The sequence below is a fragment of the Bacillus sp. LUNF1 genome (assembly GCF_011008975.1).
Taxonomy (GTDB): domain Bacteria; phylum Bacillota; class Bacilli; order Bacillales; family Bacillaceae; genus Bacillus; species Bacillus velezensis.
Map to the genome: position 1 here is coordinate 3,932,429 of NZ_CP048876.1, position 13,344 is coordinate 3,945,772.

15 protein-coding genes are annotated in these 13,344 nt (G+C 44.5%); 7 read left to right on the top strand and 8 right to left on the bottom strand.

Annotation, left to right across the window (positions count from 1 at the left end):
• Nucleotides 1–36: 36 nt before the first annotated feature.
• A complete protein-coding gene (locus G4O42_RS19540; RefSeq protein WP_007407913.1) occupies nucleotides 37–522 on the top strand; it encodes a spore coat protein in 486 nt (161 codons plus the stop codon).
• Nucleotides 523–558: 36 nt separating this feature from the next.
• On the opposite strand, the gene G4O42_RS19545 is transcribed toward G4O42_RS19540, so the two are convergent.
• Nucleotides 559–930, bottom strand: a complete 372-nt coding sequence (locus tag G4O42_RS19545; RefSeq protein WP_007615010.1) for a winged helix-turn-helix transcriptional regulator — start codon at nucleotides 928–930, stop codon at nucleotides 559–561.
• 206 nt (nucleotides 931–1,136) lie between these two features.
• Between G4O42_RS19545 and G4O42_RS19550 the strand changes: the two genes are divergently transcribed.
• The 5 genes from G4O42_RS19550 (at nucleotide 1,137) to G4O42_RS19570 (ending at nucleotide 7,290) form a co-directional block, all read left to right on the top strand.
• Nucleotides 1,137–2,066 (top strand): manganese-dependent inorganic pyrophosphatase, encoded by a 930-nt coding sequence (locus tag G4O42_RS19550; protein WP_004393053.1) that lies wholly within the window; start codon nucleotides 1,137–1,139, stop codon nucleotides 2,064–2,066.
• Nucleotides 2,067–2,244: 178 nt separating this feature from the next.
• Nucleotides 2,245–3,162 carry a DMT family transporter gene (locus G4O42_RS19555; RefSeq protein ID WP_278251236.1) on the top strand — a complete coding sequence of 306 codons (918 nt, stop codon included), beginning with the start codon at nucleotides 2,245–2,247 and terminating at the stop codon, nucleotides 3,160–3,162.
• A gap of 347 nt (nucleotides 3,163–3,509) precedes the next feature.
• A complete protein-coding gene (locus tag G4O42_RS19560) occupies nucleotides 3,510–4,931 on the top strand; it encodes a glycoside hydrolase family 68 protein (protein WP_032875393.1) in 1,422 nt (473 codons plus the stop codon).
• Nucleotides 4,932–5,004: 73 nt separating this feature from the next.
• On the top strand, nucleotides 5,005–6,549 hold the full coding sequence (locus G4O42_RS19565) for a glycoside hydrolase family 32 protein (RefSeq protein ID WP_032875390.1): 1,545 nt from the start codon (nucleotides 5,005–5,007) through the stop codon (nucleotides 6,547–6,549).
• A 78-nt stretch (nucleotides 6,550–6,627) separates the two neighbouring features.
• Nucleotides 6,628–7,290, top strand: a complete 663-nt coding sequence (locus tag G4O42_RS19570) for a GntR family transcriptional regulator (RefSeq protein WP_032875387.1) — start codon at nucleotides 6,628–6,630, stop codon at nucleotides 7,288–7,290.
• A 77-nt stretch (nucleotides 7,291–7,367) separates the two neighbouring features.
• Here the strand turns inward: G4O42_RS19570 and G4O42_RS19575 are convergent, their stop codons facing one another.
• From G4O42_RS19575 to G4O42_RS19605, 7 genes are all read right to left on the bottom strand, one after another.
• A complete protein-coding gene (locus tag G4O42_RS19575) occupies nucleotides 7,368–7,877 on the bottom strand; it encodes a DinB family protein (RefSeq protein ID WP_032875384.1) in 510 nt (169 codons plus the stop codon).
• 50 nt (nucleotides 7,878–7,927) lie between these two features.
• Nucleotides 7,928–9,145 carry an MFS transporter gene (locus tag G4O42_RS19580; RefSeq protein ID WP_032875381.1) on the bottom strand — a complete coding sequence of 406 codons (1,218 nt, stop codon included), beginning with the start codon at nucleotides 9,143–9,145 and terminating at the stop codon, nucleotides 7,928–7,930.
• Nucleotides 9,146–9,493: 348 nt separating this feature from the next.
• Nucleotides 9,494–9,862 carry a DUF1304 domain-containing protein gene (locus tag G4O42_RS19585; protein WP_004393040.1) on the bottom strand — a complete coding sequence of 123 codons (369 nt, stop codon included), beginning with the start codon at nucleotides 9,860–9,862 and terminating at the stop codon, nucleotides 9,494–9,496.
• Nucleotides 9,863–9,892: 30 nt separating this feature from the next.
• Entirely contained in the window at nucleotides 9,893–10,519 is a 627-nt protein-coding gene (locus tag G4O42_RS19590) for a nitroreductase family protein (RefSeq protein WP_032875378.1), read from the bottom strand.
• Nucleotides 10,520–10,532: 13 nt separating this feature from the next.
• Entirely contained in the window at nucleotides 10,533–10,967 is a 435-nt protein-coding gene (locus G4O42_RS19595) for a MarR family winged helix-turn-helix transcriptional regulator (protein ID WP_032875377.1), read from the bottom strand.
• A gap of 137 nt (nucleotides 10,968–11,104) precedes the next feature.
• Complete coding sequence (locus G4O42_RS19600) at nucleotides 11,105–11,983, bottom strand: YitT family protein (protein WP_032875374.1); 879 nt, start codon at nucleotides 11,981–11,983, stop codon at nucleotides 11,105–11,107.
• Nucleotides 11,984–12,165: 182 nt separating this feature from the next.
• Complete coding sequence (locus G4O42_RS19605; protein WP_007615031.1) at nucleotides 12,166–12,618, bottom strand: MarR family winged helix-turn-helix transcriptional regulator; 453 nt, start codon at nucleotides 12,616–12,618, stop codon at nucleotides 12,166–12,168.
• Nucleotides 12,619–12,738: 120 nt separating this feature from the next.
• Between G4O42_RS19605 and G4O42_RS19610 the strand changes: the two genes are divergently transcribed.
• Nucleotides 12,739–13,170, top strand: a complete 432-nt coding sequence (locus tag G4O42_RS19610; protein WP_032875371.1) for a GNAT family N-acetyltransferase — start codon at nucleotides 12,739–12,741, stop codon at nucleotides 13,168–13,170.
• Nucleotides 13,171–13,344: the final 174 nt, after the last annotated feature.

Below are 13,344 nucleotides of genomic sequence, written 5' to 3' on the forward strand. Positions count from 1 at the left end.
AAAGTGAAAATGAAGGATAAAGGAGATTCTTACACCATGACTGAGCGGAGAACATTAGCATGGCATGAAACGTTAGAACTGCATGAGTTAGTGGCTTTCCAGGCAAACGGACTTGTGAAATTAAAAAGAACAGAGCGGGACGTAAGCGATGCCAGATTAAAACAGCTTTACAGATTTTCCATCCATTCGCTGGAACAAAATCTGCGTGAACTGCTTCCTTTCTTCCCTGAAGCTCCCGCTTTTCGTGAGGATGAAACAGAAGAGCGCGCTGATTCCTCCTTTTACAGCGGCGGCCTGCTCATCCTGGCCAAAACATCTGTCCGCAATTATGCCGGAGCCATTACAGAGACGGCCACACCTCAATTAAGACACGTTTTCGTCAAGCACTTAAACGCTGCCATCAAGTGGCATCAAATGGTCTTTGAGTATATGGAAGAACGCGGTCAATATCCGGCTTACAACCTGAGCGAATTGCTGAAGAATGATGTGCGCAACGCCAGAAAGGCCATCGCGATGAAATAAAAAAAAGCAGCAAGGAATTTAATCCTTTGCTGCTTCTTATTTTTGAGCGGACTGATCTTGAGGAGACGTTTTTTCCCGGTATGCCTCGAGAAACTCCCGGTTGGCATCTCCCCATTTCTTCATTTGCAAAACGATCGGTTCCAGCGACCTGCCGAATTCGGTAAGAGAATACTCCACCTTTGGAGGCACCTGCTGATATACTTCGCGATGCACGATGCCGTCCGCCTCAAGCTCGCGAAGCTGAAGCGTCAGCATACGCTGCGTAATGCTGGGGCAAATGCGCCGAAACTCATTAAACCGCTTTTTTCCGCCGATCATATGATAAAACAAAATACCCTTCCACTTTCCGCCGATAACGGAAAGCGTCAGTTCAACCGGACAACCTTCTTTATTCGGATATATGTTCATTTTTCATCCTCCATAGTACCTTTTTTGATACTATATGCTGATTAGCATCTGACTTACCCAGTATTTTACTCGCAACCCTCCCCAACTCTCAACAAAAATGCTTCTTTTTCACATCAATTTTTAAGGTTTTGAAGATTACACCCTCCTCAAGACGTGTTAAACTATAAAAAGATTGTTTACACTACAAAAAAGGACAAGGAGTTATTATGGAAAAAATTCTTATTTTCGGACATCAAAACCCAGACACAGATACCATTTGCTCTGCCATTGCCTACGCTGATCTAAAAAATAAACTCGGCTTCAATGCTGAGCCCGTCCGCCTTGGACAAGTCAACGGCGAAACACAATACGCGCTTGATTATTTCAAACAGGAAAGCCCGCGTTTGGTGGAAACAGCCGCAAACGAAGTAAACGGCGTCATCCTTGTTGACCACAATGAACGCCAGCAAAGCATCAAGGATATCGAAGACGTTCAGGTTCTTGAAGTTATCGACCACCACCGTATCGCCAACTTCGAAACAGCGGAACCTCTTTACTACCGTGCTGAGCCGGTCGGCTGTACGGCTACGATCTTAAACAAAATGTACAAAGAAAATAACGTGAAAATCGAGAAAGAAATTGCAGGCCTCATGCTGTCAGCAATCATTTCTGACTCTCTGTTATTTAAATCTCCGACTTGCACGGAGCAAGATATCGCAGCGGCAAAAGAGCTTGCTGAAATTGCCGGCGTAGATGCGGAAGAGTACGGCTTAAACATGCTGAAAGCGGGCGCCGACTTAAGCAAAAAAACTGTGGAAGAACTGATTTCTCTTGATGCGAAAGAGTTCACGCTCGGCAGCAAAAAAGTCGAAATCGCCCAAGTCAACACAGTTGATATTGAAGATGTTAAAAAGCGGCAGCCGGAATTAGAAGCGGCTCTTTCAAAAGTAATTGCCGAGAAGAACCTTGACCTGTTCCTTCTCGTGATTACGGATATTCTGGAAAACGATTCCCTTGCGCTTGCCATCGGTGATCAAGCGTCAAAAGTGGAAAAAGCATTCAACGTGACTTTAGAAAACAACACGGCTCTTTTAAAAGGCGTCGTATCCAGAAAGAAACAAGTCGTTCCTGTTTTAACAGACGCGATTGCAGAATAACCAACACACCCCGGAAACCCGCCGGGGTGTTTTTTTATTGCTCATTCATCAGACGGCCGTTTTGTAAGCGCTTTCTACGAAAATCATTTTGACGAAAACTAATATGTAATATATAATATATCACATGTAAGACGTTCATTTTCTAATTAAAGTTAATTTCGCAACATCAGAATCGGGGGTGTCTATCCTGGAAAAACACGCTGCTCTTTCTTATTCACGAACAACAGGCATTTGGCTTGTGCTGACAGGAGCTATCTTATGGGGGGTCTCGGGAACGGTTGCCCAGTATCTGTTCCAGCACCGCCATTTTAATACAGAATGGCTGACTTCGGTACGCCTTCTGGTGTCAGGGGCGCTTCTGCTCGGCATCGCATACCGCAAAGAAAAAGGACGGATATGGGCTGTTTGGAAAGACAGACGGGACAGAATTCCCCTTCTTTTATTCGGGATTTTCGGAATGTTAGGCGTTCAATACACCTACTTCGCGGCAATTGAGTACGGCAACGCGGCCGCTGCTACCGTTCTTCAGTATTTAGGGCCAGCGATCATTACATGCTTTTTAGCGATTCGCGCAAAGAGAATTCCTTCAGCAAAAGAGCTTCTGGCCGTCTTATTGGCGGTTGCCGGCACATTCATTTTGGTCACGCACGGGAATGTCGGAAGCCTGTCCATATCCGGTTTGGCCGTCTTTTGGGGCATCAGCTCGGCGTTTGCACTGGCGTTTTACACCCTTCAGCCGCATCGTCTGCTGAAGAAATGGGGATCGGCCATTATTGTCGGATGGGGCATGCTGATCGGCGGGGCCGCCCTCAGCTTGATCCGCCCGCCCTGGAAATTTGAAGGCGAGTGGTCCTTGCCGGCATACGCCGCGATTGTGTTTATCATCATTTTCGGAACGCTCATCGCTTTTTATTGCTACTTGGAAAGCCTGAAATATCTGAGTGCCTCTGAAACCAGCCTGCTCGCCTGTGCAGAGCCGCTGTCGGCAGCTTTTTTAGCTGTTATCTGGCTGCATGTTCCCTTCGGAATATCAGAATGGCTGGGTACTTTGCTGATTTTAGCCACCATCGCTTTATTATCTATCAAGAAAAAATAACCTCTCTTTTTTAGAGAGGTTTTTTCCTAGGCCCAGAGCACCCCTTAGTCTCAATTACCCATATATTAAAAGGCCTTTTTTCATTTTACTATCATCCAAAAGAGGAAAATAGACCAGTTGTCAATAGAATCAGAGTCTAATAGAATGATGTCGACAAGTAAATCATGCAGGATTGTTACTGATAAAGCAGGCAAGACCTAAAATGTGTTAAGGGCAAAGTGTATTCTTTGGCGTCACCCCTTACATATTTTAGGTCTTTTTTTCTGTAACAAACCTGCCATCCATGAATGCAGGAGGATCGAATCGGCAGATCGCAAAAAAAGGTACATACAAAAGGAGAAATGAACATGAACATCAAAAAATTTGCAAAACGAGCCACAGTTCTAACTTTTACGACTGCACTTCTGGCAGGAGGAGCGACTCAAGCCTTCGCGAAAGAAAATACCCAAAAACCTTACAAAGAAACGTACGGCGTCTCTCACATCACACGCCATGATATGCTGCAGATCCCTAAACAGCAGCAAAGTGAAAAATACCAAGTGCCTCAATTCGACCAATCAACAATTAAAAATATCGAGTCCGCAAAAGGACTGGATGTGTGGGACAGCTGGCCGCTCCAAAACGCTGACGGAACAGTAGCTGAATACAACGGCTATCACGTCGTGTTTGCTCTTGCCGGAAGCCCGAAAGACGCTGATGACACATCCATCTACATGTTTTATCAAAAAGTCGGCGACAACTCGATCGACAGCTGGAAAAACGCGGGCCGTGTCTTTAAAGACAGCGATAAGTTCGACGCCAACGATGAAATCCTGAAAGAACAGACACAAGAATGGTCCGGTTCTGCAACCTTTACATCTGATGGAAAAATCCGTTTATTCTACACTGACTTTTCCGGTACACATTACGGCAAACAAAGCCTGACAACGGCGCAGGTAAATGTGTCAAAATCTGATGACACGCTCAAGATCAACGGAGTGGAAGATCATAAAACGATTTTTGACGGTGACGGAAAAACATACCAAAACGTTCAGCAGTTTATCGATGAAGGGAACTATACATCCGGCGACAACCATACGCTGAGAGACCCTCACTACGTTGAAGACAAAGGCCATAAATACCTTGTATTCGAAGCCAACACGGGAACAGATAACGGATACCAAGGCGAAGAATCTTTATTTAACAAAGCGTACTACGGCGGCAGCACAAACTTCTTCCGTAAAGAAAGTCAGAAGCTTCAGCAGAGCGCTAAAAAACGCGATGCTGAATTAGCGAACGGCGCCCTCGGTATCGTAGAATTAAACAATGACTACACATTGAAAAAAGTCATGAAGCCGCTGATCACTTCAAACACGGTAACTGATGAAATCGAGCGCGCGAATGTTTTCAAAATGAACGGTAAATGGTACCTGTTCACTGATTCACGCGGTTCAAAAATGACGATCGACGGTATTAACTCAAATGATATTTACATGCTTGGTTATGTATCAAACTCTTTAACAGGTCCTTACAAGCCGCTGAACAAAACTGGTCTTGTACTGCAAATGGGTCTTGATCCTAACGATGTGACGTTCACTTACTCTCACTTCGCAGTGCCGCAAGCCAAAGGCAACAATGTCGTGATCACAAGCTACATGACAAACAGAGGCTTCTTTGAGGATAAAAAGGCAACATTTGCGCCAAGCTTCTTATTGAACATCAAAAACAAGAAAACATCCGTTGTTAAAAACAGCATCCTTGAACAAGGACAGCTTACGGTTAACAACTAATAACAACAAAAAGAAAATGCCGATACTTCATTGGCATTTTCTTTTATTTCTAAACAAGATGGTGAATTCAATCATGGCACGAAAATGGCCCATTGTAATATTGATCTTTTTGGGTGCGTTCCTGTTTGTCGGCTTACTGCCGCACAAAAGCCACAATTCCTCTGACACAAACACGGAGCATAAGAAAGATTACCGGGCGGCGTATCATTTTACGACCCCGGACAAATGGAAAAACGACCCTCAAAAGCCCATTTTTTTCGAGGGGAAATATCATTACTACTATCTTTATAATCGGGATTACCCGAACGGCAACGGCACAGAATGGCGGCACGCCGTATCAGAGGACTTGGTGCACTGGACGGACGAAGGCACGGCTATTCCGAAATACACCAACGAAAACGGCGATATCTGGTCCGGTTCTGTCGTCATTGATAAACACAACACCGCGGGCTTCGGCAAAAACGCGCTGGTCGCCGTCACAACGCAGCCGACAGCCAAAACAAAAGCCCAGGAACAATATTTATGGTACAGCACGGATAAAGGAAAAACGTTTACTTCCTATAGTGATCAGCCCGTGATGAAAAATCCGGGAACTAAGGATTTCCGGGACCCGAAAGTGATCTGGGATGAACAGGATGACAAATGGGTGATGGCCATGGCCGAAGGCGAAAAAATCGGTTTTTATGAATCACCCGATTTAAAAAATTGGACATACACGGGCGGTTTTATCACTCAGCAGATCGGCCTCGTCGAATGCCCCGACCTTTATATGATGCGTGCAGATGACGGAACAGCCAAGTGGGTTCTGGGCGTAAGCGCAAACGGCAAACCCGCAGGCAAACCGAATACGTACGCGTATTGGACCGGAAACTTTGACGGGAAGGAATTTACCGCCGATCAAGAAGAACCGCAATGGCTCGATTACGGCTTTGACTGGTACGGCGGCGTCACATTTGAAGACGGTAATAGCGAAGATCCGCTGACAAAACGCTATGCGCTGGCATGGATGAACAATTGGGATTATCCGAATGAAACACCGACACTAAAAAACGGCTTTAACGGCACGGATTCTATCGTCCGTGAAATCCGCCTTCAGCAGCAGGACGGCGGCACATACAGCCTTGTATCAGAGCCGGTTGAAGCATTGAACCAATTAACCTCTTCAACTGACAGCATAGAACACAAACAGGTGAACGGTTCAGAGACATTGGCGATCAAAGGTGATATATATCAGCTTGATATGGACATCGCTTGGTCAGATATCAAAAATGCAGGCGTCAGACTCAGAGAATCAGCAGACCAAAGCCGGCATATTGATGTCGGTATTTCAGCAGAAGACGGCTATGCCTATGTGAACAGATCGTTTACAGACCAGCCTGATAAAACCGGCGCATACGCCGAAAGCAAAGCCCCATTTGACGGAAACAAAGGGCGCGTCCACCTGAAAATTCTCGTGGACAAAACAAGTATTGAAGTATTTGCAGACGACGGAAAAACCGTTTTGACAAATGAAGTGTTCCCAAAACACGAAGATCAGGGAATCACGCTCTTTTCTGAAGGCGGCTCCGCTGACTTTCAGCATATTGAGATGAAGCATCTCGGTTCGATTCATTCTTAGACGCCCTCTTCATTTCTAACCAGCGCCCGGACTGTGGTAAAATGCAAATATGTATACTACGATTCATGAGGTGTTCCATTGGATAATCAAAACAAAGAACCTGTGCTGAAAAGAACCATCATGCGGGACGAAGTGTATCGCACACTCAGAGACTGGATCATAACGGGCAAGCTCAAACCGGAAACAAAGTTAAAGGACAAGGATTTGTCGGAAACATTGGGAATCAGCCGCACCCCGATACGGGAAGCCTTATTGCGGCTCGAAGATGACGGCTTGGTGATAACAAAAGCGAACAGATGGACGCTTGTCGCTCCGATTGAGTTAAAAGAAGCGGAAAACTTGTATTCCATCGTCTGGACGCTTGAAAAACTCGCATTGCAGCAAGCTCTCCCGCATGTGGACGATGCCGTGATTCAGGAATTGAAACAGCTGAATGAAAATCTTCTTCAAACAATGAAAGACGGCGATAAACCGGCCATCCTGGAAGCGGACAATGCATTTCACCAGCGCATCATTCTGCTTGCGGACAACACCGAACTTCACAAATTGCTTGTAAGCCTGAAAGTCAAAATTCAGAGAATGGAAATCCGCTATTTCAGTGAAAACGGCGCTTTAAACAGATCATATAATGAACACTCTGATATCATTCACGCATTAGAACAGCAAGATGCCGCCGCTGCTTTTACAGCGCTTGAAGCGAATTGGAAAAACAGTTTAGAACGGCTGCAGAACATGGCATAGCAAACGAAAAAGCCAAATCACTCATATGATTTGGCTTTTTTACTGATATCACAAGACAGCCGCGTTGGCTGTCTTGTTTACTTTTTGTTTATATATAAATACATACCGTAATCCGTCGGCACAGAAGCATACCCCATCTGTCTGAGCATGGCTGTTATATTCCCGCGATGATACGTTCCGTGGTTCACAACATGGAGGATCATATCGGCCGCTGCGGTTTTCATGATGTCACCTGACGGATGCTCTATTTCAAGGGGGCGACTGATATTTTCTTCCTTTTGCAAAAATAATTGATACCAGTCTGATAATTCCGAGAACATATCTTCCAGCTCTTCTATCTCTTTAGACAAGATGTCCTCTTTTTGCTGTTCAGCTGATTTCAGCGTATCCTCCAGACGCTCTCCGGAGAACACATCAAACCACCCCTTATCCGACAGATACACATGAGTCAATACACCGGCTATCGACGGAAAGACACTTTGAATCTCCTTACGGTACACATCCTCCGGAAGCTCTTTAAGCCGGGTGAATATTTGCTGATTTGCCCAAAGATGATAATCATACAATTGCAGTGCCAGATGTCCCACATTCCCCTCTCCTCTCTCGATATAGAACGTATGTTCCTAATTATACTACACTACATGCGGCTTTGTACCAACTTCTTCATTCGCAGCTGAGAAAATCCGAAAAAAGCCGAAATTAATAAGAGGAGGCCTGCGCCAATATAAATAAACCGCACGCCGAATACATCCGAGATGACCCCCGTTCCAATAATGGAAAACATAAAAATGAACTGAACTAAAGCTGATCTCGCTGCTAATATATTGACCCGTGTCTTTTCGGTCGTGATGTTTTGAAGTAATGTTTCCTGCGTGAGATCTCGTAATACACAAGCCGGCCCCATACACAGCACCAGAAAAAGGGCCGTAACGGCGCTTGTGATCAACCCATAAATAAACGTGAACACTCCATATGCCAAGGCTCCCGTCAGCATAAGCGGAATGAGATGATGCTGAAACTTACCGGATAACTTATAGATGATCAGTCCGCCGATCATCGTCCCTGCATAATAGACTCCGTTGACATACCCCCACCAAGCCTCTCCTTTATGAAGGACGTCATGCACATAAGTTAAGGACACAGACCCGATCCATATCATGCCTGCCCACGATTCGATCACATCCATCACAATGAGAACCCTCAGCTGTTTTTGCTGAAATAAATACACCCAGCCGCTTGCCGCATCTGCAAAAAGGGAACGTCCCCTGACTGCTGCCGGCGCACACATGCGTACTTGAAGAAACAGAATGATGCCCAAAAGCGAAGAAACCAATAACATAACAGTGACGATCATTGTATCGCTCTCTCCCAAGAAGGCTATGATGACGCCGCCCAGAGACCACCCCGCAAACTGAACGGTCTGATCCGCCGCAGATAATAAACTGTTCGCTTTCGCCCTTCGATCAGGAGGAATGATTTCCCCAATCAGCGCGCTTTTTATCGGAGCAAACCATCCGTTGCAAAAAGAAATGCCTCCGATCAGACAAAACAGCAGAAAAAAGAATGCGGATAAACCGGTTTGGATGACAAAAAACAAACAGACTAACAGTGTGATCTGTATCAATTGAGAACTGATTAACAAAGAACGAAGCGTGAACCGGCCGGTGACCAGCGGCAAAACGGCGCTGCCCAATACGCGGCATACAATGCTGACGAGCGTCATAAGAGAGGCCATCGCTGTCGAACCGGTTTTTGTAAACAAAAACAAGATAACGGCCATCGTATAAAGTGAAAACCCCAAGTTGATAGCGGTCTGGCTGTATAAAATAGCGTAATACGCTCTCTTCGTATTCATCCTCTGCAACCCCACTCCCTGATTATGTAAATCATACCATATTTGCCGATCAGCTTTTTTTCAAAAAAACAGATTGACATGGAGTCCGCTCCATCTATTTCAGCAAATAACAATTAAGAAGGAGTGACAGCTGATTTGACGCTTGGTTCAACTGAAAATTGACATAAGGATATATGTGTTGAAACGAGCTGATCACATCCGGAACCATACTCATTCCAAGCGACTGCAATCCATTGCTTGCCCCCGCTGATTTGACATTCCCCAATCTATAGTGATGTATATAAGAAATGATTTTCAAAACAGAATAAAAAAAGAGGGCTTCCTTTCCGGAAGCCCTCACTCCGTCTGCTACGCCAATAAAAGAAAAATAAGCGCTAGAACAGCCGGAAGTCCTTGTTTTACGATAATTGATTTGTTTGAAGTAAAGCCTCCGAAAATGGCCGCGATGACCACACAGATGACGAAAAACATTTGAATCATATGGCCAATCGGATCAGCTCCGAGGATCAGTCCCCAAATGAGGCCGGCAGCCAGAAATCCATTATACAGACCTTGATTTGCAAACATGACCGCCACATTCCGATCACCTTCTAAATGCTTCGGCAATTTGAAAGACCGCTTGGCAGCCTTCGAATTGATAAAAAACATTTCAAGTATCATGATAAATATATGTTCTAAAGCTACAATTCCGACGAAAACAGCCGCAATTATGTCCACTGTCCCTCTCCTCTCAGCTTCACTTCAACCTTATTTCCATTGTGCGATTGTTTCGATAGGAAGACGGTAGGAAGCATATCCTTCGTCTGCCGCTTTTCCGATTGATAACAGCATGACCGGTACATAACGCTCTTTATCCATTCCGAAAACCTCGGCAATCTTTTCTTTATCATAGCCGCCGATCGGGTTTGTGTCATAGCCGTGCGCGCGTGCCGTAAGCATCAGCTGCATGGAAACGAGACCTCCGTCAATCAGAATCGTTTCACGGTTCACTTGCTCCGGCAGTTTTTCAAAATGCGCCGTCAAAGCAGCGATTTGTCTGTCTTTTACTTCCTGCGGCATGTAGCCCAGTTCGACCGCTTTTGAATAAATTTCTTCTAAATAGTCATCACTGTTCATATCTGCGAAAACCGCGATCACCGCAGATGATGTGCTGACTTGTGTTTGGTTAAAGCTGGCAAGCGGCGCGAGTTTTTCTTTTCCTTCAGGGCTGTCAATGACGAGGAAACGCCATGGCTGCGCGTTGACTGAAGACGGCGCTGTCGTTGCTTCTTCAAGAATTTGAGTCATTTCTTCTTTGCTGATTTTTACGGCCGGATCGTAATTCCGAATGGAACGGCGCCCTTTCATAATGTCCATAAAGTCGTTTGTTTTCATGTGTAATACACTCCTATGCTTTCATATTTTCTATATTATTCTGCATCTGCGACAATACGTTTTTTAACATATTGCGTTCTTCCTCGCTGACACCGGCAAGCATTTCCTTTATGAAACGCTCCTTCTCCTTTTTGGAAGCCTCAATTCTCTCCCGCCCCTGATCAGTAAGCCGGACAAGTATAATTCGGTTGTCCTCGGGCTTCCGCCTTCTTGTGACCATTTCTTTGGCTTCAAGCTGTTTCAAGTGTCTTGTCACGGCTGCGCCATCAATATTCACCTTTTTCTGAAGATCGCTTTGGCTGATCTCGTCGACGTAAAAAAGCACGGCGAGAAGCTCAAGGCGGGATTGGCTGATTCCGGTGCACGCTTCAAACTTCGTGCCGATCACTTTGTGCAGTGATTGGAGCTGATACAAAATCTCGCCTTCCTCTGAACAACATGCTGTCAAAACCCATCCCTACTTTCTTTTGCGCAATTAATTGACTAGTCAATGATTGATATATCAATAATATACAGCCGCCATTCTTTTTTTGCAAGTTTTTTCTCCTTTTTTAAAAAAAGCTGCCGGTGAACGGCAGCTCCTTCTTAATGATTATGGATTTTTCTGAAATTACTGCCTTTTACTTCAGCGACATCATATACCGTCACAAAGGCTTGATTATCAATGTCATTAATAATTTCCTTCAGTTTGGTTTCTTCCAAACGGTTGATGACACATGTGATTTCTTTGAATTTTTCATGAGAAAAACCGCCGTATGCTTCTTTATACGTAGCGCTCCGGCCCAATTCTTCACGAATGGTCTCTACCATTAATGCAGGCTCGTTGGTGATAATCTGAAATGTTTTAGAACCGCTTAAGCCTTCCTCAACCACATGGATCACCTTGGATGCGATGTAGTAAGCAATGACGGAAAGCAATGCGCCTTGCAGCCCGAATACAAAAGAAACAAAAATAAACACAAAAATGTTTAAAAATAAAATGAGATCGCTCGTGCCAAACGGCAGTTTCCGTGACAGAAGCACAGCCAGCATATCAATTCCATCTAATGCGCCGCCGTTGCGCAATGCCAATCCCATTCCAAAGCCGAGAATAATCCCGCCGACAACGGTGATTAACAGGGTGTCTCCCTCGATGATAGCCGGTGTGTGGTGGAAAAAACTCGTGCCCGCGGCAAGTGAGATAATGCCGATAATTGATAGAAACGCAAAACCTTTCCCGATTTGCTTATATCCTAACCAGACAAACGGTATATTGATCACCGCAATTAAGATCCCAAGAGGCAAATGAAACAGCTGTGAACAGACAATGCTGAGTCCGGTTACACCGCCGTCAGATACACTATTCGGAATCAATACGGTTTCCAGTCCATACGCGGCAATAATTCCGCCGATGATGACCATGATGGCCCGTACGATTGATTTCGCTCTGATTTTCTTACGTCTTTGTTTTTCGATTGTACTCATATCATTCCCCGCTTCAATTATTTTTTCTTATTTAAATATACCATAATTGATACTTTTCGTTAAAAATAAGCCTATCGGCTAGTTGAAGCAGGAACCGAGGAAGGAGATTTCACAGATAACGTATCCATTTATGACTTTAATCATTCACAACGTAATCATTCACTAAAAGGAACTAATGACCATTAATAATCTCTTTTATTCCCCTTCTTCACATATTCCCAATCATGTTCTATATTTTTTCTCACCCGCTGAAGAAGGCTGAAAATGGTTTCTTTTTCCTCAGATGTAAAGCCAGACAGGGCTACCTCCGCAGAATGCTCTCCTTCTCTTTGCAATAATGGATAAACCTTTCTCCCTTTTTCAGTCGGAAACAGCTTTTTTATTTTTTTATTTTGATCATCAGGACGCTTTTCAATAAACCCTTGTATTTCCAGTTTTTTGATTGCCCTCGCCGCTGTTGTTCGGTCGACTTTAATCATTTCCGCCACTTTTTCCTGTATCACTCCCGGGTTTTCACATATACGCACAAGGTAGAGATACTGCCCTTTTGTTAAGTCTAATTCCTTAAATTCAATATTGCTGATGGAATCCAGTGCCCGTGCGATCATGCCGATTTCCCGCAAAATATCAGTCATATCTTTTCAAACCCTTCATGTTTTTGTTGCATATGCAATATAATTGTTTTACCGTTACTTCTATAAGACCACAAGCAAGCCGTGCAGTCCAGACTAATATGTGAAAAGGATTGATTGATCATGAGGATAAAAAGAATAACAACGGAAATTGATTTGCAAGCAGCGCTTGAGATTAGAAAAGCAGTATTCATTGAGGAACAGCAAGTACCTGAATCCGATGAATTTGATCAGTTCGATACGCTTGGGGAACAGTGCGGGCATGTCTTGGTTTATCATGAAAGTCAGCCTGCCGGCACAGGACGCGTCCGCATTGTAAACCATACAGGCAAGCTCGAACGAATCTGCATCCTGAAGCCTTACCGCAAATACGGGTTGGGCAAAGTAATCATAAGCGAATTAGAAAACATGGTAAAAGAAAAAGGCATCACCCAATGTAAACTGCATGGACAAACACATGCGGAAGGCTTTTATCACAAACTGGGCTATCAGACAGATTCACCGGAATTTATGGAAGACGGCATCCCGCATGTCTTAATGACAAAAGAGCTGTGAGCTGTCACTAATGAGCAGCCAAACGGCTGTATGAATTATTTACCGAAAGCCTTGTATAAAGGCTTTTTTTCATATTCTGAAACTCAGTCACAACTATAAGGTATGTGTGCGCAGCCGGTGCTTGTCACAAATGGCCGCCACAAAAAAATCAAAGCTGGAATAAAACCACCAATT

Bases quoted from the DNA above. Each gene is read 5' to 3' on its own strand.
- G4O42_RS19550 (WP_004393053.1), top strand. From the start codon at position 1,137: ATGGAAAAAATTCTTATTTTCGGACATCAAAACCCAGACACAGATACC.
- G4O42_RS19560 (WP_032875393.1), top strand. From the start codon at position 3,510: ATGAACATCAAAAAATTTGCAAAACGAGCCACAGTTCTAACTTTTACG.
- G4O42_RS19600 (WP_032875374.1), bottom strand. From the start codon at position 11,983: ATGAGTACAATCGAAAAACAAAGACGTAAGAAAATCAGAGCGAAATCA.
- G4O42_RS19545 (WP_007615010.1), bottom strand. From the start codon at position 930: ATGAACATATATCCGAATAAAGAAGGTTGTCCGGTTGAACTGACGCTT.
- G4O42_RS19590 (WP_032875378.1), bottom strand. From the start codon at position 10,519: ATGAAAACAAACGACTTTATGGACATTATGAAAGGGCGCCGTTCCATT.
- G4O42_RS19580 (WP_032875381.1), bottom strand. From the start codon at position 9,145: ATGAATACGAAGAGAGCGTATTACGCTATTTTATACAGCCAGACCGCT.
- G4O42_RS19565 (WP_032875390.1), top strand. From the start codon at position 5,005: ATGGCACGAAAATGGCCCATTGTAATATTGATCTTTTTGGGTGCGTTC.
- G4O42_RS19610 (WP_032875371.1), top strand. From the start codon at position 12,739: ATGAGGATAAAAAGAATAACAACGGAAATTGATTTGCAAGCAGCGCTT.
- G4O42_RS19605 (WP_007615031.1), bottom strand. From the start codon at position 12,618: ATGACTGATATTTTGCGGGAAATCGGCATGATCGCACGGGCACTGGAT.
- G4O42_RS19540 (WP_007407913.1), top strand. From the start codon at position 37: ATGACTGAGCGGAGAACATTAGCATGGCATGAAACGTTAGAACTGCAT.